We start from the raw sequence: 24,189 nt of genomic DNA on the forward strand, positions 1-24,189 counted from the left end.
CGCTGTCCTGCCTGCAGCGCACGCATAAAAAAAGGGACGGAGCGTTGGCCCCGTCCCTTTGCCGGCGTGCCATGCCGGATGGGGTCTGTCAGGTTTCCCGCAGCGCCGTGGTGATCGGCAGCCGCGCCGCGCGCAGTGCCGGGAACAAGCCACCCACCAGGCCGATGCCCAGCGCCCACTTCAACCCGCTCCACAGCAGTTCCGGCGAGACGTGGAACTTGAACACCACGGCACTGAAGTTGCTGCCGATGGTCGATACGCTGTAGCCGTTGAACAGCAGCCAGGCGATGGCACACCCCAGCAGGCCGCCCAGCAGGGCCAGCAGCATGGTTTCCAGCATCACCGCGGTCACCACCGGCAGGCCACGGAAGCCGATCGCGCGCATGGTGGCGATCTCGCGTGCGCGGGTCGCCACGGCGGCATACATGGTGTTGAGCGCACCGAACACCGCGCCCACCGCCATGATCGTGCCGATCACCTTGCCCAGGATGCCGATCAGCGTGGTCAGCCCACCGCCCTGCTTGCCGTAGTAGGCGCGGGTGGTTTCCACATCCAGCTTCAGGCGCGGGTCGGCCGCCACGGCCGCCTTGAACTGCTCGAAGCCGGCCTTGCCATCGGTACGCACGCTGATCGACTGCCATGCACTGCGCTGGTAGGTAGTGGCCAGCGTATCGGCGTCGGTCCACAGCTCCGAATCGTGGGCATCGCCGGATGCGAACACGCCCACCACGGTCCAGGCCTGGTTGCCCAGCGTCAGCGTCCTGCCGACCTCCAGGTCGCGGAACTGGCCCTTGGCCCCCTGGCCGACCACGATCTCGCGCAGGCCGGTGCCGAAGGTGCGGCCTTCGATCACTTTCACCTTGTCATGCACGGCCCAGGCCTGTTCGCCCACGCCGCGGAACTGTGCATTGACGTCGGTGCCATCGGCCTTGGACACCAGGTTCACCACCTGCGACAGCTCCGGGGACAGCATCGGCCGGCCCTGTGCATCGCGTGTGACGCCGGGCAGCGTGGACAGCAACGGCACCTGGTCGCGGGTGATGACCGAGTTGGTTTCGGCCTGCGAACCACCACGCAGCACGATGGCGGTGGTGTCATCGCCGGTGTTGTTCAGCGTGGTCTGGAAGCCTTCGCCCATCGCCAGCATGGCCACCAGCACGCCGACCACGCCGGCGATGCCGACCACGATCACCGAGGACGCGCCCCAGCGTTGCGGCAGGCTGGCCACGCCGATGCGCGTGGCGGCCAGCGCCAGGCGCCCGGTACGGGCCAGCAGCAGCCACAGCACGATCAGCACCGCGGCGGCCAGCACGCCGAACCAGGGCAGGCCGATCCACACCACCAGGCCCACGGCCAGCAGCAGCACGCTCAGCGCGTTGCCCAGCCACTTCTTCAGTCTGTTGTTCATCAGTGGGTTCTCCTCAGCGGCCGGCCAGCGCATCGACGATCTTCAGGCGCTTGGCGCGCAGTGCGGGCAGCAGCCCGACCACGATGCCGATCACCACGACCAGGACAGCACCGGTCAACCAGGTGGCGGTGGGGACCTGGGGCGGCAGCAGGCCACGTGCCCGGGCGGCGACCACCGGCAGTACCGCGGCCGCCAGGCTCATGCCCAGCACGCCGCCCAGCCCGATCAGCAGCAGCGATTCGACCATGACCAGCGCCAGCACCGTGCCATCCTTGAACCCCAGCGTCTTGAGCGTGGCCAGTTCGGGAATGCGTTCACGCACGGCCTGGGCCATGGTGTTGCCGGTCAGCAGCAGCAGGGTGAAGAACACCGCGCCCATGATCGAGGTGACGATCATCCCGATGTCGGCGAACTGCTTCAGGAACGCCTGCTGGAAGGCCGATTCGGTCTGGCTCTTGGTTTCATGGTCCGAATTGGCCGAGATCGCGTCGATGGCCTGCGCCACGCGCGAGGCATGGTCGGGGGTGTCCAGCGTGACCGTGTACCAGCTCACCTTGTTCTTGATGTAGTCGTTGGATTCGTCGAAGTATTTCCAGTTCATCATCAGCTGGCGTTCTTCGTTGGCCGCCTGCGTGGGGTCCTTGGAACGGAAGATGCCCTTCAGCTCCAGCGGCCAGTCGTTGCTGCCGCCACGCGGGAAGATGGTGGCCTGCAGCGGGATGGTGTCGCCGATCTTCCAGCCGAACTCCCTGGCCAGCGTTTCGCCGACGATGGCGCCGGTACGCGTCTGCTGCCAGTCCTTCAGCTGCGCCGGGTCGATCTGCAGTTCACGGTAGACATCGAAGTAGTTGGGCGCGACCGAGAAGTTCGGGAAGAAGTTCTTCGGGTCCTGGTAGATGCCACCGAACCACATGCCGTAGGTCACATCGCGCACGCCATCGACCTGGCGGATCTGGTCTTCCAGGCGGATCGGCAGCGTCTGGGTGATCGACAGCCGCGAAGCCACCACCAGCCGGTTGGCGCCTTCCACGCTGCCGCCGGAATTGAAGGCCACGCGCACCGAATCGAGCATGCCGAACAGCAGGAACGCGGCCACCACCGACAGCAGGGTCAACAGGGTCCGGGTGCGGCTGCGGAACAGCTGCGCCCAGACCAGGGAGAAGTATTTCATCGCCGTGGCCTCCGTCAGTGCGCCAGCGGCGCGTCGGCCAGTTCACCCTTGTCCAGGTGCACCGTGTGCGTGGCGTACTCGGCGGCCTTGGGGTCGTGGGTGACCATGATGATGGTCTTGCCGTGCTCGCGGTTGAGCTGCTGCAGCAACTGCAGGATTTCCTCGGCCGAGGTGCGGTCCAGGTCGCCGGTCGGTTCGTCGCAGATCAGGAAGGTCGGGTCGGACACGATCGCGCGGGCGATCGCCACGCGCTGCTGCTGGCCACCGGACAGTTCGTTCGGGCGGTGGTTGCGGCGCTCGGCCAGGCCGACCAGGGTCAGCGCGATCTCCGCATTGCGGCGCCGCTGGGCAGCATTGAGATGGGTCAGCAGCAGCGGCAGCTCCACGTTCTTCTGCGCGGTCAGCATCGGCATCAGGTTGTAGAACTGGAACACGAAGCCGACATGGTGGCTGCGCCAGGTGGACAGCTGGCCGCCGCTCATCTGGTCGATGCGGTCGCCCTCGATGCTGATCTCGCCGCCGCTGGGGCTGTCCAGGCCGCCGATCAGGTTCAGCAGGGTGGTCTTGCCCGAGCCGGACGGGCCCATCAGGGCGACGAAATCGCCCCGGGCGATGTCCAGGTCGATGCCGTGCAGCACCTGCACTTTCTCAGGGCCACGCTGGTAGGTCTTGGTGATGTTGCGCAGTGAAACCAGGGTCGACATGGTGCTTCTCCACGGAAGGCAGGTACGGGGATACGCGCCGGGCGGGGCCCGGGCGGAACGTGGAACGGTGCTGCCGGCGGGCCGCGCGCAGGCGCGCGGCGGCGCCTTACTGCGTCTTCTGTTTGACCTTGCTGCCGTCGTGCAGCGTCTCGGGCGGGTTGACCACCACCTGCTCGCCGGCACGCAGGCCGGTGCTGACCTGGCGGTCCTTGCCCATCGCCTGGCCGGCCTCGACAGTGCGTTGCTGCACGCGCTGCTCATCGCCCACCACGAAGGCCACGCGCTTGCCCGCGCGTTCAACCAGCGCGGTCTCCGGTACGCGCACGCCCTGCGGTGCCTTGGCCGCGGCATCCTGCGCGGCGGCATTCTCCAGGAAGCTCACCCGCACGCCCATCTCCGGCACGATGCGCGGGTCCTTCGTCTTCAGCGCCACGCGCACCTTCACCGTGGCCTTGCCGCGGTCAGCGGTGGGGATGATGGCGATCACCTCGGCTGGAATCTTCCATTCCGGGTAGGCGTTGAGCACGGCTTCCACCGGCATCTTCGGCTGCACGCGGCCGATGTAGGCTTCGCCCACTTCCACCTCGATCTCCAGCGAATCCATGTCGACGATGGTGCCGATGCCGGTACGGGTGAAGCCACCGCCGGCCGACAGCGGCGAGACGATTTCGCCCGGTTGCGCGGCCTTGGCGGTGACCACGCCGGAGAACGGGGCACGCACGATGTTGTTGTCCACGCCCAGGTCGGCGATGGACAGCTGGTCGTGGGCGACCTTCACGTTGCGGCGCGCGGTGTCCAGCTGCGCACGCAGGCTGTCGCGCTGTGCCACGGCCTGGTCGTACTGCGAGCGCGAGACCAGCTGCTGGCCGACCAGTGCCTGCAGGCGCGCGGCTTCGGCGCTGGCCTGTCGCTGCTGTGCCTCCAGCCCGGCCACCTGGCTGCGCGCGGCCTGCAGCTGCGAGGCGTACAGGCTGCGCTGCGCGTCGGCATCGATCGGGTCCAGCGTGGCCATCACCTGGCCCTGCTCCACGCGCATGCCTTCCTCGATCATCACCTCGCGCACCTTGCCGGTGATCTTGGCCGACACCGTAGCCATGCGCCGGGCCACCACATAACCGCTGGCATCGAGCACCGAACTGCTGGCGCTGCCCTGCTGGATGGCCACCACCGGCGCGGTGTCCACTTCGATGGCGCTGTCGCGGCCCAGCAGCAGCCAGGCCACCACGGCCAGCACCAGCAGCGCCACGATGGCCAGGGCGATCCACAGCCCCTTGCGGCCCCCGCCCGAAGACGGCGGCGGTGCGGATGTGCGGTCGATGCGGAGTTCCTTCAACAGCTCTGCAGAAGCGTTCATTGCGTTCCATCACGGCGGATCAAGCGGACTGTGACCGGTAGCGGCAGGCAGTGCGGTACCGGGGCGGCAGATGATTCAGGGCACGGCGACAGCATGACCCGCAGGCCACGGGGCGGGCAGTGACAGCTGTCATCCCAAGCACCTGACGTGGGCGACTGCCGGATGTGACCGGCGCGGCGCACGCTGCAGCCATTCCCACTGGAGGGCGCGACGATGGACGACACTGCTTTCCCCCTGGCCTGCCTGCGGCAGGTGCAGGTGCGCTACGCCGGGCATGCTGCGCTGAAAGGCATCGACCTGCAGGTCCGTGCCGGACAGGTGCTGGCATTGCTGGGCCGTAACGGCGCAGGCAAGAGTACCGCGATCAGCGTGTTGTTGGGCCTGCGCCGGGCCGATGCGGGCGCTGTGCAGCTGCTGGGCGGCGACCCGCAGCAGCGCCGCCAGCGCATGGGCCTGGGCGTGATGCTGCAGAGCACCACGCTGCCGGCCATGTTGCAGGTGGATGAACTGGTGGAACAGGCCAGTGCCAGCTATCCCGACCCGCGCCCGCTGGCCCAGACCCTCGCGCTGGCCGGCCTGCAGGACATCGCCCAGCGCCGCTACGGCCAGCTGTCCGGCGGCCAGCAGCGGCGGGTGCAGTTCGCCATCGCCATCTGCGGCCGGCCGCGCGTGCTGTTCCTGGATGAGCCCACCACCGGGCTGGACATCGATGCGCGGCAGACGATGTGGCAGGCGGTCAGGCAACTGGTCGGCGAAGGCGTGGGCGTGCTGTTGACCACCCACTACCTGGAAGAGGCCGACGCGCTGGCCCATCAGGTGGTGGTGCTGGAACAGGGCCGGGTGCTGGCCGACCAGCCGATCGCCGCCTTCCGCCAGGGCAGCCGCCCGCGCCGCATCCGCTGCCGCACCGCGCTGGCGGCCGAGCAGGTGCGGCAGTGGCCGGGCGTGCAGCAGGCCGAACACGATGGCGAGCGGTTGCAGCTGTTGGCCGAACCGGCCGAGGCCGTGGTGGCGCGCCTGCTGGCCAGCGATCCACAACTGCAGGAACTGGAAGTCCATGGCGCCGGCCTGGCCGACGCCTTCCTCGATCTGACCCGGGAGGCCGCATGAACACCCTGACCGCATCGCCCACCGCGCCGGCCCGCATGGCCTGGCTGCGCCCGTACCGCGCCGAGCTGCGTGCCGAACTGCGCCGTGCCTGGCGTACCCCGGCGTTCGTGCTGCCCTCGCTGATGTTCCCGGTGCTGTTCTACCTGTTGTTCGGCGTACTGCTGGGCCATGGCCAGGCACCGCAGTACCTGCTGGGCACCTACACGGTGTTCGGTGCGATGGCACCGGCGCTGTTCGGGTTCGGCGTGCAGCTGGCCCTGGACCGCGAAAACGGCCTGCTGACCCTGAAGCGCGCGCTGCCGCTGCCACCGGCGGCACCGCTGCTGGCGCGCCTGCTGATGGCGGCGCTGTTCGCGGCGGTGGTCTGCCTGCTGCTGATGGCCGTGGCGGTGGTGCTGGGCGGTGTGGTGCTGTTGCCGCTGCAGGCAGCGCAGCTGCTGTCGGTGGCGGTGTTTGCCGCACTGCCGCTGGGGGCCATCGGCCTGTGGGTGGGCAGCCTGGTCAGTGGCAGCGCGGCACCGGCGGTGATCAACCTGGTGTACCTGCCGCTGGCCCTGCTGTCGGGCCTGTGGCTGCCGTTGGCGGCGCTGCCCCCGGTGTTTTCCGCGGTTGCCCCGCTGTGGCCGACCTGGCACCTGGCACAGCTGGCGCTGCCGGTGGTCGGCCAGCCGGCAGCGGGCAGCTTCGCCGGCCACGTGCTGGTGCTGCTGGCCATCACCGGCGTTGCCCTGTCGCTGGCACGCCGGCGCCTGCGCCGCATCGGGTGAACTGGCATGATCGGCACCGATCCCCCACGCCTGGACGCTCCCGTGCCATCGAACTGGCCTTCCCTGCTGCGCCCAGCGCCGGATTCGACCGTTGCCGACACCCTGCGCCGTGGCAAGTCGCCATGGATCCACGCCATCCACCTGCTGTGGTCGGTGTGGATCGTGCTGACCCCGCTGCTGGGGCGCGGTTTCGACCTGCGCTGGGGGCTGATCACCCTGGTCACCTACCCGCTGTTCCTGTTCCTGTTCGCACGGGTGCTGCTGGCGCCGCGCCACCACGGGCCGCGTTATGCGTTGGGGATGATCGCCATGGCGCTGGTGCTGCTGCCGTGGTATCCGGCCGGGCTGAGCTACTTCGTGTTCGGCTGCGTGATGCTGCGCGTTGGTGGCCGCGAAGGCTGGTGGCGCTACCTGCTGCAGCTGACCGGCTTGAACGTGGTCTTCAGCCTGGTGGCCGTGCTCAACGGGTATCCTTGGCAGGCGCTGGTGTGGATTCCGGTGCTGTCCTACATCGTGGGCATCATCGTCAACGTGGAAAACCTCAATGCGCAGAAAGATGCGGCCCTGCAGCTGTCGCAGGACGAGTTGCGCCGGCTGGCCACCACCGCCGAGCGCGAGCGCATCGGCCGTGACCTGCACGACCTGCTCGGCCACACGCTGTCGCTGATCACGCTGAAGCTGGAGCTGGCCCGCAAGCTGTACGACCGTGAGGATGCGCGCGCGCGGCTGGAGCTGGGCGAGGCCGAGGCGATCGCCCGCGAGGCGCTGGCGCAGGTGCGCAGCGCGGTCACCGGCATCCGTGCCAGCGACCTGGCCGGTGAACTGGCCTCGGCACGGTTGCTGCTGGAATGCCAGCAGGTGCACCTGCACTACGCGCCGCCACCGGCCATGCCGGCCGATGTGGAACGCGGACTGGCGCTGGTGCTGCGCGAAGCCGCCACCAACATCGCCCGCCATGCCCGTGCCACCCAGGCGCACGTTGAGTTCCTGCGCGAGGGCAAACAGCTGGTGATGCAGATCCGCGATGATGGCCGGGGCGGGGTGCAGGCCGATGGCAATGGCATGGCCGGCATGCGTGAGCGCGTGGCCGCGCTGGGCGGCGTGTTCAGTGTGGACTCCCCACGTGGCCAGGGCACCCGCCTGGGTGCCCGCATTCCGCTGGCCGCCGCCAGCATTCCTGTTCCAGCGGCACCGGCCGCCCCACCCGGAGACCCGGCATGATCCGCATCGTATTGGCCGAAGACCAGGCGATGGTGCGCGGCGCGCTGTCGGCGTTGCTGAACCTGGAGACGGACATCGAGGTGGTCGGCACCGCCGCCGATGGCGAAGCCGCGTGGCGCCTGCTGCAGCAGACCACGCCGGATATCCTGGTGACGGATATCGAGATGCCGGGCCTGACCGGGCTGGAACTGGCCCAGCGCATTGCCCGCCAGGCACTGCCGATCCGCGTGGTCATCGTCACCACCTTCGCCCGCGCCGGTTTCCTGCGCCGCGCACTGGATGCAGGGGTGCTGGGTTACCTGCTCAAGGATGCACCGGCCGAGCATCTTGCCGATGCGCTGCGCAAGGTGAACCAGGGCGTGCGTGCGATCGATCCGCAGCTGGCGCTGGATGCATGGTCACAGGCCGATCCGCTGACCGACCGCGAGCGTCGCGTGCTGCGCCTGGCCGGCGAAGGCCGCTCGGCCAGCGAGATCGCCGAGCAGCTGGGGCTCTCGCACGGCACCGTGCGCAACTACCTGTCCGAATGCATCGGCAAGCTGGGCGTGGCCAACCGCATCGAGGCCTACCGGCTGGCACGGCAGAAGGGGTGGTTGTAGGGCACGATGGGTAGCGCCGGGCGATGCCCGGCGCGGCTTCGCCTGCTGCCGTATTCTTGGCCCTCTCATGGACGGGGCTGTCACGTTGAAACACCACTTTGCCGATTTCCTGGATCGCACCGGCGATACCTGGACCATCACGCCGAACGCGCAGCGCTGGTCCTGCCATGTCGATGACCTGGCCGACGTGCCGGAGGACACCGAGCGTCTGACCGTCACCGCAGGCGATCGCAACTGGCAGCGGATGCTGCAGTTGCCGCAGTTGCGCGAACTGACTCTGCACGAGCCCCGCCCGGATCAGCTTCTCGCGCTGGCCCAGATGCCGCAACTGACCGCGTTGCGCATCAGTCATGCGCGTCCGACATCGCTGGCGATGCTGGAGGGTCTGTCGGCCCTGCGCGAGCTGGTGCTGGAGTACGTGTCGGGGTTCAACGATCTTTCGCCCGTGGGGCGGCTGCCTGCGCTGCGCGCACTGCATCTGGAAAACCTGCGTCGGGTCAGTGATTTTTCCGGTCTGGCCGGCGCGCCCGCGCTGCGCAGCCTGGCCGTGATGGGCACGCTGGACTGGAACCAGCCGGTTGCCGATCCGGCTTTCCTGGCGCAACTGCCGGCGCTGGAGGCGGTGAGCATCACCTGGTTCCGCAGCCCATTGTTGTCCGGCATGCCCGGTGCACTGCTGCGCGTACCGAAGCTGCGCAAGGTGCACTTCAGCATGTCCGAGCTGCCGCTGGAGGATTTCGCGCGCATCCAGGCGTGGCTGCCTGGAGTCGAGGGTGCGGTGCGTGAGCCGTTCGTACTGTGCGGTGAGAATCAGCGCGTCATCGACCCTCGCGAGGACGCCGCTGCGTTGCCGCTGGAAGCCTTCCTGGCGGTGCCGGGATTCTGGGTGGATGCGCAGGGCCGCCGTCGCGAGCATCTGGTCGACAGTGCCTACCTGCTGGGCAAGGGCGAGCGCATGGCCCAGGGCAGATCGGCCGGCGTGCTGGCCAAATGCGCGAAACATGCGCAGCGCTATCGCGCCCTGGTCGAACAGTTCAGCGGCGAAGGTGTTCCGGGCTGAGCAGTGTTGCTCTTGTACAGCCGAGCCCACGCCCGGCTGCCTTTCGGCACTGCGCGCCGCCGCCCGAGCATGGGGGCGGGCGCTGCTGATTCGCAGTCCCGCTCATTCCTTCCCGCGCGCCATCGCCTGGAACACCCCGTCGCGCCGCACCCACAGGTGGAACAGGGCGGCACCCACGTGCATCAGCACCGTGGCGAACAGCACGTAGGCCAGCAGGCTGTGCGCGTTGCGCAGGGCGGTGTACAGCGCCGGGGTATGCGGCACGATCGCCGGCAGGTGCACATCGCCCCACAGCACGATCGGGTAGCCGCCGGCCGACAGCATCGCCCAGCCCACCAGCGGCATCGCCAGCATCAGCGCGTACAGCAGCCCATGCGAGGCCTTGGCGGCCAGCACCTGCCAGGCCGGCAGGTCCGCCGGCAGGAGCGGCGCGCGGTGGCGCAGGCGGTTGTACAGACGCAGCAGCACCAGCACGAAGATGGCCGCGCCCAGCGGCCGGTGCAGGTCGATCAGCAGCGGCCGCAGGTGCAGCGAGGCGACCATGGTCACGCCGATGAACAGCATCGCCAGGATCATCACCGCCATCGTCCAGTGCAGCACGCGGGCAAGCAGGTTGAAGTGGCCGTGGCTCATCGTGCGGGCTCCTTCGGCTGGGCGGCCGCACCGCTGGCGCGTTCGCGCTCGCGGCGGTTGAAGGACTGCGAGTACACCGCCGAGCGCGCGGCCAGGATCGGGTCGTTGCTGCCTTCCACGCCGCTGGGCAGGATCAGCGGATCGAAGTTCAGTTCGCCACAGGCCCCTTCGTCCTGCGGCTGCATGCGTTCCAGGCGCAGGACGCCGGCAGTGACCTGCTCGCGCGTGGCGGGCCAGGGCACCGAAGGATCATCAATGGCATCACCCGGGCCGGCCAGGGTCACCACCAGGTTCCAGCGCACCGGGCCCTCGGCCAACCGCTTGGCCAGATCGGCACTGAGGAAATCGACATCGGCCTGCGCGCGTGCCGCGGCATCCAGTTCGCGCACGGCCGCCTGCGGCTGCCAGCGCCAGCGCACCGCGCGGCGCTCGCCCTGTGCCGTGGTGAACCAGAAACTGTTGACGCTGTTGAATTCGGTGTTGGCCCAGCTGTCGGTCCACGGCGCGGTCTTCGCCCACTGCTGGAACGCGCGCGCGCTGGGGTAGCGGTCCAGGATCGCGGCCATCTTCGCCGGGTCGGGCTTGCCGGTGGCCGGATCGGGCAGCTGTGCACGGGTCTGCTCGAAGAACGCTTCGGTGGTGGGCACGGCAAAGAACGGGAAGCTGTTCATCGCCATGCGCCATTGCTGGCCGTCATCGCTGACCAGCTGCACGGCGATGCTGCGCACCCGCGCACTGCCGTCGGCGCCATGCGGGTCGCCGCCGCCGATCGACAACCGCCCCAGCACCGGCACGCGTGCCTGGCGAAACACCCGCGCGCTGGACAGCGCCGCCGCCTGCGGGCTGGGCGTGAACCAGCCGGCCACGCATACGCCCTTGCTGTGCGCACGACGGAAGCCGGGATGGTTGGCGCCGGTGGCTTCGATGGTGTCGGTGAAGCGCTGGGCGGTGAGCCGGTGGCCGATCCAGCCGGCCAGCCAGGCGAAGGTCAGTGCAAGGGCGCCGAGGATCAGGGCGATCAATCCAATCCAGAGCAGCGGCGATGTCGGGCGCGGTGCCCCGGGCTCCTGCCCGGCGCGGGTATAGCGGAAGAGCGACATGGTCGGGTACCTGCCTTCACATGGTGTGTGGGTCGGGTCAGGTCCATCCTCGCAGAACCGTGCGGGGGGCGGTATTCAAATTTCCGTCAAGATTGCCGCAGCAGGCGGGGCCGCGCCTGCTGCGGCCCCGCCGAGGCGGCAGCGCTGCTCAGGCGTAGCGTGCCTTCAGCATCGCCCAGGCCGAGCGCAGTGCCAGGGCTTCGCCACCGGCCGGGCGGCCCGGGCGTTCGCCGTCGTTCCAGGCATACACGTCCAGGTGCGCCCAGCGCTGGCCGTCTTCCAGGAAGCGTTCCAGGTACAGCGCTGCGGTGACCGAACCGGCCATGCGCGAACCGGCGTTGGCCAGATCGGCCACGCCGCTGCTCAGGTAGCGCAGGTACGGACGCCACAGCGGCATGCGCCAGACCGGGTCGCGGGTCGCATCGCCGGCCTGCAGCCATTGGTGGGCCACGGTATCGTCGTTGCTGAACAGCGCCGGCAGGTCCGGGCCCAGCGCGATGCGCGCCGCGCCGGTCAGGGTGGCGAAGTCCAGCACCAGGTCCGGCTTCTGTTCACCGGCAAAGGTCAGGGCATCGCACAGGATCACCCGGCCTTCGGCATCGGTGTTGTCGATCTCGATGCTCAGGCCCTTGCGCGTGGCGATGATCTCGCCCGGGCGGAAGGCATCGGGGCCGATCGCGTTTTCCACCGCCGGAATCAGCAGGGTCAGGCGCACCGGCAGCTGCTGGGCCATCACCAGCCCGGCCAGGGCCAGCGCGTGGGCCGCACCGCCCATGTCCTTCTTCATGTTGCGCATGCCGTCGGCCGGCTTGATGTCCAGACCGCCGGTGTCGAAGCACACGCCCTTGCCGACCAGCGCCAGCGCCGGGTCGGTGTCCTTGCCCCACCGCAGCACGATCAGGCGCGGTGCGCGGTGCGAGGCGCGGCCGACAGCGTGGATGGCCGGGAAGTTCTGCGCCAGCAGGGCGTCACCGGTGATCGCCTCGATCTGCGCGCCGTGCGCATCGGCCAGGGCGCGGGCGGCGTCTTCCAGCTGCTGCGGGCCCATGTCCTCGGTGGGAGTGTTCACCCAGTCGCGCACGCGCAGGCTGGCGGCGATCAGGTCGGCCACCTCGGCGCTGGGCTGGGCGACCAGCTGCGCCGGCGCGCGGTTGCGCTTGCGGTAGCGGTCGAAACGGTAGCTGCCCAGGCCCCAGCCCAGCTGCAGCAGGGCCAGCTCGGCCTCGGGCAGGTCATTGGCCAGCTGCCAGGTGGTGCCGGCCGGCAGCGCGTGCGGGCCATGCGCGTAGCTGTAGGCATCGGCACGGTCACCAATGCCCAGCACCGCGCCGGCGATGCCGTTCTCGCCCGGCAGCAGCGCCGCGCTCTGCTGGCCGCCGGCAAACCCCTGTGCCTTCAGCCAGGCCTGCACCGCGGCCGGCTGGGCGGCGTGCCAGGCGTCGTACTGGTGACGGTCCAGCACATACAGCGGCAGGGCCTGTGCGGCTTCGGAAGTGAAACCAGTGATCTCGCTCATGCGTCAGGTGCTCCGGGTTCGGTGGCGTTGGCATCGAGCCAGTCGGCCAGGCCGGTGAGGGTGTCGAACTGCAGGTCCGGTTGCAGGGTGGGGTGGTTCCAGGTGGCCGCGTCGCGGTTGATCCAGCAGCCCCGCAGGCCCGCGGCGATCGCCCCGGCCACGTCCATCTCGATGTGGTCGCCCACGTGCAGCACCTGGGCCGGCGCCACGCCCAGCCGCTGGCAGGCGGCATGGAAGATGCTGGCCTCCGGCTTGGCGGCGCCGTGTTCGCGCGCGCCCAGCTGGAAGGTGAAGTGATGGGCCAGGCCGATGCGCTGCAGGTCGGCGTTGCCGTTGCTCAGCGCCGCCACCGGCACGCGCGCGGCGATGCGGGCCAGGGCATCCAGGGCATCCGGATAGCATTCGACCTGGTTGCGCGCGGCGTAGAACACCTCGTAGGCCGGTTCCAGCAGCGCCAGGTCGGCGCCACTGTTCTCCAGCGCTTCACGCAGGGTCAGCCGGCGCAGCGCGCTCAGGTCGAAGTGCAGGTGCGGGTTGTCGCGGAAGGAGCGCTCGCGCAGTTCGCGCATGGCCGGTACCGGGTACATCGCCGCGGTGGCCGGGCTGTGTTCGCGCATCCAGTCGTGCAGGACCTGGTCGATGCGGGCGCCGATCGGGGCGAACGGCCACAGCGTGTCGTCGAGGTCGAGGGTGATGGCTAGGACAGGAAATTTCACCCCGCCATTCTACGCCTGCGCGCGACGGCTTTCATTCCAGCAGCCGCGCCCAGCCCTGCATGCCTTCCAGGCGTGCCAGCACCAGCTTGATGCACACCAGCAGTGGTACGGCCAGCAGCAGGCCGACCATGCCCCATGCCCAGCCGAACAGCATCAGCGCCAGGATCAGCACCAGCGGGGACAGCTTCATGCGCCGGCCGAGCACGATCGGGGTGACCACCTGGCCCTCCAGCGTGTGCAGCGCCAGGTAGCAGGCCGCCGGCAGCAGCGCCTGCAGCGGGGTGGGAAATTCCACGAACCCCATCAGCAGCATCAGCGCCACGCCGATCAGCGGGCCCACATAAGGGGCGAAATTGAGCAGCGCCGCCACCGTGCCCCACAGCAGCGCCTCCTGCAGGCCGATGCCCAGCAGCATCAACACCCCGGCAAACAGCAGGCCCACCAGGGCGTTGATGACGGTGATGGTCAGCACGTAGCGCGACACTTCTCGTTCGATCGACCGCAGGATGTCGCTGGTGAAGCGTTGCTGCTGGCGGCTGGGGAACAGGGCAATGGCCGCGCGCTGCAGGTTCTGTCCATAGATCATGAAGAACAGCGTCAGCAGCACCACCGCCAGCACCGAGGCCGCATGCCGCGGCGCGCGGGTGAGCATGCGGTAGGGATCATCCAGCTGGGTGCGCACGATCTGTACGCGGCGGCTGCCTTCGCCACCAGCCACGCGGGCGAAATTCTCGGCGGCCTGGTTGGCCTGCAGCACCGGGCGGGTCAGGTCCTGCACCTGGCGGGCGACCTTGCGCAGCTGTTGCGGGGCTTCCTGCGCCCAGTCCATGGCCGGACCGACCAGCTGTACCGCCAGCGAGCCGGTCACGCCCAGGCCCGCGCCCAGGACCAGCAGCGCACCCAGCGCACGTGGAATCCACAGCCGTTGCAGCAGGCGCAGGATGGGGTTGCCGACCAGCGCGAAGAACATCGCCAGCAGCACCGGCAGGATGATGTCCTGCGCGGCCCACAGCGTGTAGGCCACCGCCAGCGTGGCCAGCACCACCAGCGACATCGGCCCGCGTGGGCGCGAGGGGGGGGGCAGCGGCGCTGCCGGCGGTTCGGCCATCGACGGGGACGGAAGGGGCTCGCTCATCGATGCACCGGCACGGGAAGATGGCCCATTATCCGCCGCCCAGGATCAACGCGGCGGCGTCGGTGCGTCAACGTTCGGACAGTTCGGTGGCCGCTTCGGCCGGGCGCGGGCCGACCGGGTCCACGGCGGGAGCGGCCGCCGGTGCCGGCGTGGGCCGGGGTGCCGCTGCCGGCGCGGTGGTGGCCGTGGCGGCCTGCGCGGCCGCCTGCTCGGCATCGTCGGCCGCTTCACCGGCGTCATCGGCCTCGGCCGCCGCCTGGGCCGCCATCGCCGTGGCGAAGGCCGCCTGCGCACTGGCGAACAGGTTGGATACCGAGCCCACCATCTGCAGCCAGCGCGCTCCGTTGACCTTGCCCGGCACTTCCAGCTTGCCGACGACAAAGCCGCTGGCCAGGCCGACCACCACGATGCGCAGCGGTGACCAGCCACGCCGCCACGCCTGGCTCAGCATGTCCCAGCTGTCCTGGGTTTCACCCAGGCGCACGGCCATCACCTGTTCGCAGCGTTTCACCCGCCGCTGCAGCGCGCCGAACTTCATGGCTTGCCCTCGGGAATCTGCACGCCGGCATCAGGGTCGTCCTCGCTGGGCTCGTCGAACAGGCCCAGGCGCGACAGCTGGCGCCGGGTGGCATGCATGCCGGTGTGGTGGAAGAAGTAGGACACCCGCCAGATCGCGTAACCGGTGACGGCCAGGCTCAGCAGCGAGGTGATCAGCAGCGCCTGCAGCCAGCTCAGGCCCCAGCTCTGCAGCAGGGCGATCAGCGTGGCGGCCATCAGCAGCCATGCCGATGCACCGAACACGATGGCCACGCCGCTCCAGGCCAGGGCGCGGCCGAACGCACTGCGTGCCAGCGCGAAGTCGGCCGAGGCCAGCCGGCGCAGCGAGCGCAGGCTGTGCTTGGCCGCTTCGGCGGCGGCCTGGCTGGCCTGGCTGACCTGGCGGATGCTTTCTTCCAGCGGCGGGGTGGCCGCCGGTTCGCCGTCGCGCGGAGTGTCTTCGCTCACGCGGTCGATTACTTGTCGCCGCCGCTGCGGGCCAGCTTGGCGATGATCCAGCCGGCGGCGAAGGCCACGCCGAAGGAGGCCAGCGGGCGTTCGCGGATCAGCTCGGCAGCGCTGTCGATCAGGTCCTTGCCCTTGTCCATCAGTGCATCCACCTGTTCCTTCGCCGCGGCACCGCCGAATTCAGCGGCGGCCAGACCGGACAGCGCGCTGTCGGACAGCTCCGCCTTGACGTTGGCCTTGCCGATGCGCAGCTCGTCGGTGGCGGCGCCGGTGGCACCCTTGATCGCACCGCCCGCCGCGCTGGCGGCCTGCTTCAGGTGCGAACCGGCTTCACCCAGGTGTTCCTTCAGGTTCTCGGTATTGGTCGGGCTCATCGAATATCTCCAGTTGCGATGGGGCGAGGGGGAATGCCGTCGGGTCGATCGTCGGCCAGGACGTGCAGCAATACCACCCCCCAGGTATAGGGGGTGTCAGCACCGTGCGTTCAGCGCATCACCAGCTGGCCCTGCTGCTGGCCATTGTTGCGCACGATGCGCAGCACCAGCTGCTCGGGGCGGCGCTGGAAGTTGGCGCGCCAGCTGGCCAGGTCGGTGAATTCGCCGGCACTGGCGGCGGTGATGATGTCGCCGGCCAGCAGGCCCGAGGTGGCCGCGCGGCTGCCTCGGCGCACATCGCTGACCAGCACGCCATCGATGCCGGACTGGCGCAGCGATTCGGGCAGGTCGGCAAAGGTCGCCCCGGACAGGCGCGGGTCCAGGGTGTCGCCGGTGACTGCGCGTGCCTGCTCCTTCAGCGTGGCCTTGAGCTGCAGCGGCTTGCCATCGCGGCGCACGTCCAGGGTCAGGGTGCTGCCGACGGCCGCCAGCCCTTCGATGTTGTGCAGCGCTTCGGCGCTGTCCACGCGCTGGCCGTTGGCCATCACCACCAGGTCGCCCTGGCGCACGCCTGCTGCTGCCGCGCCGGAACCGGCCAGCACGCGGGTCACCAGCGCGCCGCGGATTTCGGTCAGGCCCAGGCCCTGCGCCAGCTGCGGGGTGAGGTTCTGGCTTTCGATGCCCAGCGTGCCGCGCACCACTTCGCCCTTGGTCACCAGCTGCTCGACCACGTTGCGCGCCAGGTTGGACGGAATGGCCAGGCCCAGGCCGATGTTGCCGGCCATGCTGCCCTGCGGGTTGAAGCTGGCGGTGTTGATGCCGACCAGCTGGCCGGACAGGTTGACCAGCGCGCCACCGGAATTGCCGGGGTTGATCGACGCATCGGTCTGGATGAAGTTCTGGTAGCCCAGCCCGCGGATGCCGCTGCGCCCCACCGCCGAGACGATGCCGGAGGTGACCGTCTGGGTGAAGCCGAACGGATTGCCGATGGCCACCACGAAGTCGCCCACGCGCAGCTGGTCGCTGTTGCCCAGCGGCAGCGCGGTCAGCTTGTCGGCGGGAATGCGGATCAGCGCGATGTCGGTATCGCGGTCCGAACCCAGGAACTCGGCCTTCACCGTGCGCCCGTCGGCCAGGGTCACCTGCACGTCGTCGGCGTTCTCGATGACGTGGTGGTTGGTCAGCACCAGGCCCTTGGTGGCATCGATGATGACGCCCGAGCCGAGGGATTCATTGATGCGGTCCTGCGGGATGTCCGGGAACAGGCGGCGGAAGAACGGATCGTTGAAGAACGGGTTGCGTACCCGCACCACCTGCTTGGTGTTGACGCTGACCACGGCGGGCATGGCCTGTTCCAGCATGGGCGCCAGCGAAGGCACGGGCTGGCCGGCCACCGATGCCGGCAGCGCGCCGCTGGTGGGAATGGCCAGGGTGGCTGCCGCGGCGCGGTTGTCCAGGTGGGCATTGATGCCGGTGGCCACGAAGCCGCCGAAGGCAGCGGCCAGTGCAAGCGTGAGCAGGGTGGGAATCGGTCGCATGGGAAGGATTCGCAGGCGGAAAAAGGGAGGGCCGTGACAGAGGCCGATGGCCTCTACGGTAGAACATGCTGAATGAGTGTGTCGCGGGCCGGATAAATGTCCCATGAAAAACCGGGCGTCATGCCGGCGATGGCGAGCGGGACGGCGCTCCATCGGCGCAATCCGGGTGGCGCGGCTGCGCGGGCCGGGGTGCCGCGTCCTGCGCATTTTTACCTTCCGGCACGTGGCAGGTCGCGTGCCGGCGTCACCACGCCGGTGCCGGCAACCGTGGCCGCGCCGTACCACGCAGGCGCGCGCGTGGTTGCAGCAGAGTGCTTTAAAAAAGGCATTTCGTGCAGGGCGGTGGCAGGGCGCGGGCGGTGTCGGCGTGGTGTCACCGCTGGCACGCCAATACGGCGTAGGATGTGACCCGTTCCACGATCGCAATTGTCGGTATAGCATCGCCCCGTTTTGAACATCTACGCCCCCAGGAGGGCATCATGAGCAACGGTAATGGTGTGTCGGTTGTGACCGACGCTGTCGAGAACGTGAAAGAAGCCGCCACCAACGTTGGCGAAACCATCGCCCACGCCGCCGAAGACGCGGTGACCGCGGCGAAGAAGACCGTCAAGCGCGCCCGCAAGGCCGCCACCACCGGCGTGGCCAAGGCCAAGAAGGCCGTGGCCAAGGTCGAAAAGACCGTTGCCAAGAAGGCCGGCAAGGCCGCCAAGTCGGTCGGCAAGACCCTGGCCAAGGCCAAGCAGAAGCTGGAAACCGCCAAGAAGAACGCCAAGGCCGAAGCCGCTGCCCTGAAGAAGGAAGTGGCCAAGAAGAAGGCGGCGGGCACCAAGGCCGTGGCCAAGAAGGCAGCTGCTGCCAAGAAGACCACCAAGGCCGCTGGCAAGAAGGTTGCTGCGGTGAAGAAGGCCGCCACCAAGAAGGTTGCCACCACCAAGAAGACTGTTGCCAAGAAGGCGGCAGTGGCCAAGAAGACCGTCGGCAAGAAGGTCGCCGTGGCCAAGAAGGCCGTTGCCAAGAAGGCCGCGGTGGCCAAGAAGACCGTCGGCAAGAAGGCCGTCGTTGCCAAGAAGACCGTCGGCAAGAAGGCCGCCGTGGCCAAGAAGACCGTTGGCAAGAAGGTCGCCGTGACCAAGAAGACCGTCGCCAAGAAGGCGGTCGTTGCCAAGAAGGCCGTCGGCAAGAAGGCGGCGGTCGCCAAGAAGACCGTCGGCAAGAAGGCGGTCGTTGCCAAGAAGACCGTTGCCAAGAAGGCCGCGCCGCTGAAGAAGGTCGCCGCCAAGAAGGCTCCGGCCAAGAAGGCCGTCGCCAAGCGCGCCCGCAAGTAAGCTGCACCGCGCCCCTGCCGCCGCCGCGCGGCAGGGGTTGCCGGCCCCGCCCCACGCGGGCGTGGGCTTTCCTGCGCACCCTGCCGACATCGCTTCGGGCACCATGGGCCGGGTTCCCATGACAGGCGACGGGCATGCGCGGTCTCGATTTCAGTTCCTGGCAGGCAGTGGTATCCACGCTGGCGGGATTGGTACTGATCACCCTGCTGGGCGTGGGCATCCGCCTGCTGGTGATGCAGACCCTGCAGCAGCGCCGCGAGCGCGAAAACCGCCAGATCAACGAACGGCTGCGCACCCTGATGGCGGCCTACAAGACCCTGGGCGGTTCCTTCACCGGCGAGCTGGGCGTGGACCCCAGCCACCTGCGCGACCTGCGTGCGCGGGCGCCGGCGCACGGTGTGCCCGGGCCCGGCTCGGACCGTGCACGGCGCATCCGCGACGCGGTGGAAGCCGCGCTGTCGGACATCCTGCTGTTGGGCACGGATGAGCAGGTCCGCCTGGCGGCACGTGCCGCCACCGAGCTGGCACAGGGGCGTGCCGTGCACACCCACGCGCTGGTGGTATCGCTGCGTGATTTCATCCGCCAGGCACTGGATCTGGCTCCGGTACCGCCGGACCTGGAGATTCCCTGCCAAGGGCCGACGCGCCCGGTCAGCGGTGGGGGTGCAAAGGCGCGCGGTGCCGGGGAGGGGGATGGCAAGGCGGGCCGGGCCGGTGGCGGAGGTGGTGCGGGGGGCATGGGGGCAGGCATGGGCCTGGGTGCCGGCGCCGCGCTGGGCGCCGGCCATGCGGCCGAGGATGATCCTGCACCGCGCTGAGCGAGCGAATCAGCGCACCTGTTCCACCACCGGCACGAACCCTCCGTAGATCATCCGCTTGCCGTCGAACGGCATCGGGTTGACCTTCGGGTCCAGGCGTGGGTCTTCCATCATTTTCGCCATGCCTGCATCGCGGGTGGCCTTGTCCGGCCATTCGATCCAGGAAAACACCACGGTCTCGTCCGGTTGTGCCTGCACGGCCCGGAAGAAGTCGGTGACCTGCCCGTGTGGCACGTCATCGGCCCAGCACTCCAGCACGCGCAGTGCGCCGAATTCCAGGAACACCGAATCGCCGGTATTGGCGTGGTCCAGGAACGCCTGCTTGTTGGCGGTGGGAACCGCCAGCACGAATCCATCGATGTAGTGCATCGTCTGTCTCCTGCCTGGCCGTGCAGGGGGCACGGCCTTCATCTACCCGACGAACCCGGGAGCGCGGAATCGACAACCCGTGGCAGCCTGTTCAGCCAGGACCACCCGGAAACGGCGCCAACCGGTAATCCGGTGGGTCGCCACCGGCGAGGTGGCGCACGAAGTAGTCCCACATCCGGCGCGTGAAGTACGCGTCATTGCGGAACAGCTCGTGGTCCTGCCCGGCCAGGTAGAGCAGGTCGTAGTCACGGTTGGCGCGGTTGAGTGCCGCAGCCAGCTGCAGCGTCTGCGCCGGTGGCGCGTTCTCGTCCAGATCACCGTAGGCCAGCAGCAGGTGGCCCCGCAGGTGCTCGGCCAGGGCCGTGTTGTCGAGCCGGTCGAACGGGGCCGGCACGCCGCCGGCCATTGCCGCGGCCGGTACCACCCCGCCGATCAGGCGGTCCATGCCGTGCACGGCCCCGCCGTAAATTCCCTGGAAGTTGTGGCTGCCCGCCGAGGCAACGGCCACGCGGTAGAAGTCCGGGTGGCGCAGCAGGGCACGTGCAGCACTGTAGCCGCCGAAGGAATGGCCATAGATGCCCACGCGCTGCAGATCGATGCCCGGGTAGCGCTGGGCCAGCTGCCCGATGGCGGCCACGTGGTCATCCAGCTGCAGGTCCGCACCCTGCAGGAAGCTGCTGTCGTGGAAGGCCTTGTCGCGGCCGGCGGTACCGCGCCCATCGATGGTCACCACCACGAAGCCCAATGCCGCCAGGCTTGCGCGTGACACCGGATTCTGTGCCGAAACGGCCTCGGTGAAGCTGACGGGTGCGTTGTGGGTGAATACACCACCGTACATCGCGTCGATGATCGGGAACCGCCCGTCGTCGCGGTAGTCCTTCGGGAAAAAGACCGTGGCATGGATCGGCGTGTGCCCATCGGCGGCCAGCAGGCGCTCGCGCCGGGGAGGGCGCCAGCCTGCCGAAAGGGCCGGGGTGGGGTCGGTCTGCTCCAGCTCCAGCAGCTGGCGCCCGTCCTGGGTGGACCGCAGCACGGTCAGCGGGGCCTGGTCCAGGCGGGAGACGGTATCGATGAGGCTGTGTCCATCCGGTGCCAGCGCACGCGGCGGCCGCGCGCCGAACAAGGGGCCGGTACCGGCATCCACAGCGTGGTCACCCGTGTCCTGCCCAAGCCGTCGTACCGGGCCTCCTGCCAGTGCTACCTGGTACAGCCCCCGGACGTAGGGGTCGCCGCCCTCCACGCCACCGGCGGTGAAATAGAGCAGGCCGGTGGCCGGATCGACGCCGACCAGATCGCGGACCGCCCAGTCGCCCCGGGTGATCTGCCCAAGAACGGCACCATCGGACAGGCGGACGCGATAGAGATGGCCCCAGCCATCACGCTGCGAAAACCAGACCAGGGTGTCCTGCCCCGGCAGGACCGCGACGGCCGGGCGGTTGTAGGTGTACAGGTTCAGCTGCACGCGGGTGTCGCTGCGTTCCTCCAGCACCGTGCGCAGGCCACCGCTGTGCAGGTCGATCTCCACCAGGCGAAGCCGCGCAGGGGGCGTGGCGGACACGATGGCGGTATAGACCTTGCCGTTGTCCCATCCCAGCGGGCCGGCTTCGGTCAGCACATGCCAGCCGTCGGGCACGGCGATGTCACGCTGCTGGCCGCTGCGGGCATCCAGCACGAACCATGCCTGCCGGACCTGCTCGCGATCGCCCAGCAGACCCAGTTTGACGGTGTGCACGATGGGCCTGGCACCGGTGGCCGGTGCACTTTCCAGGTAGGGGTAATCCCGCAGTGCCCGTTCGTCGTAGCGCACGCCGAACAGTACGGTGCCCTGTGGTGCCCACCAGGTGGCGAACGGCGGCAACGGCAGCCTGCCGGCCCGGCGCGGAAGGCCACGCAGGGCGAAATCGGGCAGCGTGCCGTAGCCGTTGCCTTCGCTTCCGCCACGGCTGAGCGGCTGCGCCGGAGCATCGACGCGGTGCAGCCACAGATCATGCCCATGCACCTGCACCCAGGCCGTGCCATCGGGCGAGGGCAGTGCATCGGCCGGCGTGGCCGGCAGGGTGTCAGGATGGCATCGGCGTTGCGGCCACAGGCACATGACGGTCTGCCGTCCATCGCCCAGGCGCAGGCGCAGGCCCGGCCCATCGGGCTGTACATCGAGCGTGCGCAGCTGCTGCGGCGCCGCGACCAGCGCGGTGATGGCCGCCCGCAGCTGGTCGGCATCGAACAGGACCTGGCGTGCTGCCCGGGCCGGATCGACCAGCACCGGCTCGCTGCGCCCGGATGCGTCCTGGCGTTCATACCAGAACCGGCCGTCGGCCAGCCAGACAGGGTGCACACTGGTGTTGCGCAGCACGCTGCGGAGGCGCGTGTCATGCACGCGCTCGGCCTGCTGGTAAGCCGCGGCATCCAATGCATGCGCGGCAGGGCTGGCCAGCAGGAAAACCAGTATTCCAAGGGACCTTCGGATGCACGACAGCGGGTGGGGCATGGCAACGTCCTGTTGCGGATGGGCACGCGCAGCAGAACATGGCGGCGGTCCAGCGTCACGGTGCGGAGCATCATCCAGGGCACGCCAGTGCTGGCTGTACGGCAGCGTGGCATGCCGCGTGCACGGGAAAGGTCGTTGAAAGGAGGCATGCGCAAAGCGCGCGCGTATGCCAGAAACAGCCTGAATCAAGCCAAAAAATTCAGGAATGCGAAGTCCGGGGTTTTCAGGGAGCGTTCGGGCGGATAACGGAGAATTTACATTTCCGTTGCAGCGCGGGCTCCCACCCTGCTGCACACCATAAGAAAGAAAGGTGTACCCCCATGAAGACTTCGCTGATCGCCCTGGCCCTGGCCGCTGCCCTGCCGTTCGCTGCTTCGGCCGCAGAAAACCTGTCCTACAACTACGCTGAAGCCGACTACGCCAAGACCGACTCCGATGCGTTCAAGGCCGATGGCTGGGGCGTCAAGGGTTCCTACGGCTTCCTGCCGAACTTCCACGCCTTCGGCGAATACAGCCGCCAGGAAATCGACCACACCAACCTGAAGCTGGACCAGTGGAAGGTGGGCGTGGGCTACAACCAGGAAATCGCCAACGCGACCGACTTCGTGGCCCGCGTGGCTTACCAGAAGCTCGACCCGAAGCACGGCCTGGATTTCAACGGCTACAGCGCTGAAGCCGGCATCCGCACCGCTTTCGGTCCGCACGCCGAGGTCTACGGCATGGTCGGCTATGAAGACTACGCCAAGAAGCACGGCGTGAACCCGGATGGCCAGTGGTACGGCCGCATCGGTGGCCAGGTCAAGCTGAACCAGAACTGGGGCCTGAACGGCGAACTGAAGATGAACCGCCACGGTGACAAGGAATACACCGTTGGCCCGCGCTTCAGCTGGTAAGACGGCCCATGGCACCCCAGGGTGCCGCGTGACCTGCAACAGGCCCGGCCCATGCCGGGCCTGTTGCGTCATGGCAGGTACGCCATGCGTTAAGGCATCTGAGCGCCGCCTGACCCTGCCGGGTGCAATGCAATGAATTGGATTCCGCCGCGCGCTGGCGCCGCCTAGGGTGAAGGCCCCGCGTCGCAGGAATGCGCCGATGCCGCAACTCCCCATGTCCGCAACGCCCATAACGCCTCTGCGCAGGCGGCTGGCGCTGCTCGATCCTCATCCCGTCCTGCGCCGAGGGCTGGAAGTGGTGCTGTGCCAGCAACCCGGCGTGCAGCTGCAAGGCAGCTATGGGCATGGCCGAGGCCTGCTGCGCGCACTGCTCAGGCAGCCGCACGACATCGATCTGCTGGTGGTGGATGTGCTGCCGCTGGACATGCCATGCGATGGCATGCGTTTCCTGCGCCTGCTGTCGCGGCGTTGGCCCGCGCTGCCCATCCTGGTGCTGTCGGCGCACTGCAATGCCAGTACCGTGGCCATGGCGCTGGAAGCGGGCGCGCGCGGCTTCCTGTCCAAGTCCGCGCCGGCCGAGACCCTGCTGCGCGCCGTGGACGTGGTGGTACGGGGGGGGCGGTTCGTGCCGGCGGAAATGCGTGCCCAGCTGGGGCGCTCGCGCACGCAGCGCTGGCAGCATGGGCTGGCGCCGCTGAGCATGCGCGAGCATGAAGTGGTGCGGCTGGTGCTGCGCGGCCACCGCACCAGCGACATGGCGCGTACGCTCGGGCGTGCCGCCAGCACCATCAGCACGCAGAAGAAGTCGGCCTATCGCAAGCTGGGCATCCGTACCGATGGCGACCTGTTCCAGATCCGCCACCTGCTGCCTGCCGGCTGAGCGGC

25 protein-coding genes are annotated in these 24,189 nt (G+C 68.8%); 10 read left to right on the top strand and 15 right to left on the bottom strand.

The features are described 5' to 3' along the window. Positions 1 to 88 precede the first annotated feature (88 nt). The 4 genes from Q9R17_RS09740 to Q9R17_RS09755 all read right to left on the bottom strand — a co-directional run bounded on the left by Q9R17_RS09740 (position 89) and on the right by Q9R17_RS09755 (position 4,637). The gene (locus Q9R17_RS09740; protein ID WP_308158210.1) at positions 89 to 1,408 is read right to left on the bottom strand and encodes an ABC transporter permease; all 1,320 of its coding nucleotides are present in this window, start codon (positions 1,406 to 1,408) and stop codon (positions 89 to 91) included. A gap of 13 nt (positions 1,409 to 1,421) precedes the next feature. Continuing rightward, positions 1,422 to 2,579, bottom strand: a complete 1,158-nt coding sequence (locus Q9R17_RS09745; RefSeq protein ID WP_308158211.1) for an FtsX-like permease family protein — start codon at positions 2,577 to 2,579, stop codon at positions 1,422 to 1,424. 14 nt (positions 2,580 to 2,593) lie between these two features. Beyond that, the gene (locus tag Q9R17_RS09750) at positions 2,594 to 3,283 is read right to left on the bottom strand and encodes an ABC transporter ATP-binding protein (RefSeq protein WP_308158212.1); all 690 of its coding nucleotides are present in this window, start codon (positions 3,281 to 3,283) and stop codon (positions 2,594 to 2,596) included. A 106-nt stretch (positions 3,284 to 3,389) separates the two neighbouring features. Continuing rightward, positions 3,390 to 4,637: an efflux RND transporter periplasmic adaptor subunit gene (locus tag Q9R17_RS09755; protein ID WP_308158213.1), complete on the bottom strand. Its 1,248-nt coding sequence runs from the start codon at positions 4,635 to 4,637 to the stop codon at positions 3,390 to 3,392. A gap of 213 nt (positions 4,638 to 4,850) precedes the next feature. On the opposite strand from Q9R17_RS09755, the gene Q9R17_RS09760 reads away from it, so the two are divergent. The 5 genes from Q9R17_RS09760 to Q9R17_RS09780 all read left to right on the top strand — a co-directional run bounded on the left by Q9R17_RS09760 (position 4,851) and on the right by Q9R17_RS09780 (position 9,394). After that, complete coding sequence (locus Q9R17_RS09760) at positions 4,851 to 5,747, top strand: ABC transporter ATP-binding protein (RefSeq protein WP_308158214.1); 897 nt, start codon at positions 4,851 to 4,853, stop codon at positions 5,745 to 5,747. Further along, the gene (locus Q9R17_RS09765; protein WP_308158215.1) at positions 5,744 to 6,514 is read left to right on the top strand and encodes an ABC transporter permease; all 771 of its coding nucleotides are present in this window, start codon (positions 5,744 to 5,746) and stop codon (positions 6,512 to 6,514) included. The genes Q9R17_RS09760 and Q9R17_RS09765 overlap by 4 nt, the downstream gene beginning before the upstream one ends. A gap of 6 nt (positions 6,515 to 6,520) precedes the next feature. Further along, positions 6,521 to 7,735, top strand: a complete 1,215-nt coding sequence (locus Q9R17_RS09770; RefSeq protein WP_308158216.1) for a sensor histidine kinase — start codon at positions 6,521 to 6,523, stop codon at positions 7,733 to 7,735. Continuing rightward, the gene (locus tag Q9R17_RS09775) at positions 7,732 to 8,334 is read left to right on the top strand and encodes a response regulator transcription factor (protein ID WP_308158217.1); all 603 of its coding nucleotides are present in this window, start codon (positions 7,732 to 7,734) and stop codon (positions 8,332 to 8,334) included. Before Q9R17_RS09770 ends, Q9R17_RS09775 begins: the two co-directional genes overlap by 4 nt. Before the next feature lie 187 nt (positions 8,335 to 8,521). Continuing rightward, positions 8,522 to 9,394, top strand: a complete 873-nt coding sequence (locus tag Q9R17_RS09780) for a hypothetical protein (RefSeq protein WP_308158218.1) — start codon at positions 8,522 to 8,524, stop codon at positions 9,392 to 9,394. A gap of 102 nt (positions 9,395 to 9,496) precedes the next feature. On the opposite strand, the gene Q9R17_RS09785 is transcribed toward Q9R17_RS09780, so the two are convergent. The 9 genes from Q9R17_RS09785 to Q9R17_RS09825 form a co-directional block, all read right to left on the bottom strand. After that, entirely contained in the window at positions 9,497 to 10,027 is a 531-nt protein-coding gene (locus Q9R17_RS09785; protein ID WP_308158219.1) for a cytochrome b, read from the bottom strand. Beyond that, positions 10,024 to 11,127 carry a catalase family peroxidase gene (locus Q9R17_RS09790; protein WP_308158220.1) on the bottom strand — a complete coding sequence of 368 codons (1,104 nt, stop codon included), beginning with the start codon at positions 11,125 to 11,127 and terminating at the stop codon, positions 10,024 to 10,026. The genes Q9R17_RS09785 and Q9R17_RS09790 overlap by 4 nt, the downstream gene beginning before the upstream one ends. Positions 11,128 to 11,275: 148 nt before the next feature. After that, positions 11,276 to 12,643 carry a M17 family metallopeptidase gene (locus tag Q9R17_RS09795; protein WP_308158221.1) on the bottom strand — a complete coding sequence of 456 codons (1,368 nt, stop codon included), beginning with the start codon at positions 12,641 to 12,643 and terminating at the stop codon, positions 11,276 to 11,278. Further along, complete coding sequence (locus Q9R17_RS09800; RefSeq protein ID WP_308158222.1) at positions 12,640 to 13,359, bottom strand: HAD family hydrolase; 720 nt, start codon at positions 13,357 to 13,359, stop codon at positions 12,640 to 12,642. The genes Q9R17_RS09795 and Q9R17_RS09800 overlap by 4 nt, the downstream gene beginning before the upstream one ends. 31 nt (positions 13,360 to 13,390) lie before the next feature. Then, entirely contained in the window at positions 13,391 to 14,494 is a 1,104-nt protein-coding gene (locus Q9R17_RS09805; protein WP_308158223.1) for an AI-2E family transporter, read from the bottom strand. Between the two features lie 67 nt (positions 14,495 to 14,561). Continuing rightward, positions 14,562 to 15,032, bottom strand: a complete 471-nt coding sequence (locus Q9R17_RS09810) for a protein sip-5 (RefSeq protein WP_308158224.1) — start codon at positions 15,030 to 15,032, stop codon at positions 14,562 to 14,564. Beyond that, positions 15,029 to 15,499, bottom strand: coding sequence for a phage holin family protein (locus tag Q9R17_RS09815; protein ID WP_308158225.1), 471 nt, complete (start codon positions 15,497 to 15,499; stop codon positions 15,029 to 15,031). The genes Q9R17_RS09810 and Q9R17_RS09815 overlap by 4 nt, the downstream gene beginning before the upstream one ends. Before the next feature lie 8 nt (positions 15,500 to 15,507). Then, positions 15,508 to 15,873, bottom strand: coding sequence for a hypothetical protein (locus Q9R17_RS09820; protein WP_308158226.1), 366 nt, complete (start codon positions 15,871 to 15,873; stop codon positions 15,508 to 15,510). Positions 15,874 to 15,983: 110 nt separating this feature from the next. Further along, on the bottom strand, positions 15,984 to 17,411 hold the full coding sequence (locus tag Q9R17_RS09825; protein WP_308158227.1) for a Do family serine endopeptidase: 1,428 nt from the start codon (positions 17,409 to 17,411) through the stop codon (positions 15,984 to 15,986). A 479-nt stretch (positions 17,412 to 17,890) separates the two neighbouring features. On the opposite strand from Q9R17_RS09825, the gene Q9R17_RS09830 reads away from it, so the two are divergent. Continuing rightward, positions 17,891 to 18,736, top strand: coding sequence for a histone (locus Q9R17_RS09830; protein ID WP_308158228.1), 846 nt, complete (start codon positions 17,891 to 17,893; stop codon positions 18,734 to 18,736). Between the two features lie 134 nt (positions 18,737 to 18,870). After that, positions 18,871 to 19,554 (top strand): hypothetical protein, encoded by a 684-nt coding sequence (locus tag Q9R17_RS09835; RefSeq protein WP_308158229.1) that lies wholly within the window; start codon positions 18,871 to 18,873, stop codon positions 19,552 to 19,554. A gap of 9 nt (positions 19,555 to 19,563) precedes the next feature. Here Q9R17_RS09835 and Q9R17_RS09840 read toward each other — a convergent pair whose 3' ends face one another. Continuing rightward, positions 19,564 to 19,923, bottom strand: a complete 360-nt coding sequence (locus Q9R17_RS09840) for a DUF1428 domain-containing protein (protein ID WP_308158230.1) — start codon at positions 19,921 to 19,923, stop codon at positions 19,564 to 19,566. Positions 19,924 to 20,014: 91 nt separating this feature from the next. Continuing rightward, positions 20,015 to 22,411, bottom strand: coding sequence for a prolyl oligopeptidase family serine peptidase (locus tag Q9R17_RS09845; protein ID WP_308158231.1), 2,397 nt, complete (start codon positions 22,409 to 22,411; stop codon positions 20,015 to 20,017). Here Q9R17_RS09845 and Q9R17_RS09850 point away from each other — a divergent pair. From Q9R17_RS09850 to Q9R17_RS09860, 3 genes are all read left to right on the top strand, one after another. Continuing rightward, positions 22,295 to 22,657 carry a hypothetical protein gene (locus Q9R17_RS09850; RefSeq protein WP_308158415.1) on the top strand — a complete coding sequence of 121 codons (363 nt, stop codon included), beginning with the start codon at positions 22,295 to 22,297 and terminating at the stop codon, positions 22,655 to 22,657. The two genes, Q9R17_RS09845 and Q9R17_RS09850, sit on opposite strands and share 117 nt — an antisense overlap. 74 nt (positions 22,658 to 22,731) lie before the next feature. Next, entirely contained in the window at positions 22,732 to 23,304 is a 573-nt protein-coding gene (locus Q9R17_RS09855) for an Ax21 family protein (protein WP_308158232.1), read from the top strand. A gap of 214 nt (positions 23,305 to 23,518) precedes the next feature. After that, on the top strand, positions 23,519 to 24,184 hold the full coding sequence (locus Q9R17_RS09860; protein ID WP_308158233.1) for a response regulator transcription factor: 666 nt from the start codon (positions 23,519 to 23,521) through the stop codon (positions 24,182 to 24,184). Positions 24,185 to 24,189: the final 5 nt, after the last annotated feature.

Source organism: Stenotrophomonas sp. 24(2023) (assembly GCF_030913365.1).
Classification (GTDB): Bacteria; Pseudomonadota; Gammaproteobacteria; order Xanthomonadales; family Xanthomonadaceae; genus Stenotrophomonas.